1 protein-coding gene is annotated in these 830 nt (G+C 40.4%); it reads left to right on the top strand.

The window, feature by feature from the left end:
* Nucleotides 1–830: transposase (locus tag P20495_RS20280; protein WP_033015278.1), on the top strand; the 830-nt coding region annotated here is incomplete at both ends.

Below are 830 nucleotides of genomic sequence, written 5' to 3'. Positions count from 1 at the left end.
GATACAAAATATTATCACTGTATTTCACGTTGTGTTCGCCGTGCTTTTTTATGTGGCGAAGACCATTTCACCGGTCAATCTTATGAGCATCGTAGAGGTTGGGTTGAAGATAAGCTGCTTGAATTAGCTAAGGTATTTTGTATTGATGTATGCGCTTATGCAGTGATGAGTAATCACACTCACTTAGTACTGTATGTTGATGATAAAAAAGCAAACAGGCTGAATGATAAAGCGATTGTTATTCGCTGGCATAAACTCTGTAAAGGCACATTGTTAACGCAGAAATATGTACAAGGTGAAAAGCTAAGTAAAGCTGAACTTATCTTTTTTAATCAAACAGTAAAGGAATACCGAGAGCGCTTATCAAGTATTAGCTGGTTTATGAGGTTATTAAATGAAGACATTGCGTGCAGAGCAAATAAAGAAGATAACTGTACTGGCCGTTTTTGGGAGGGACGATTTAGATCCCAAGCATTATTAGATGAAGCTGCACTTGCCGCCTGTATGGCGTATGTCGATTTAAATCCCATCAGAGCCAAAATGGCAAATACACCAGAGGAATCAGACCATACCAGCATCAAACAACGCTTAACACGGGCAAACGAAGGCAAGCAACCAAAACAACTGCTCCGCTTTGCAGGCATGCCACGTCAAATAATGCCAAAAGGACTCCCGTTTGAGCTTAAATCGTATCTTGAACTTGTTGAGTTAACAGGGCGTTGTATGCGAGAAGATAAACGCGGGTATATTGAAAGTACACGCTTACCCTTACTCGAAAGAGTAAATATCTCCCCCGAAAACTGGTTAAAACTCACCACACAATTTACACG

It is taken from the genome of Pseudoalteromonas sp. BSi20495 (assembly GCF_000241185.1).
Taxonomy (GTDB): domain Bacteria; phylum Pseudomonadota; class Gammaproteobacteria; order Enterobacterales; family Alteromonadaceae; genus Pseudoalteromonas; species Pseudoalteromonas fuliginea.
This window is presented reverse-complemented; position numbering and strand designations above follow the sequence as displayed.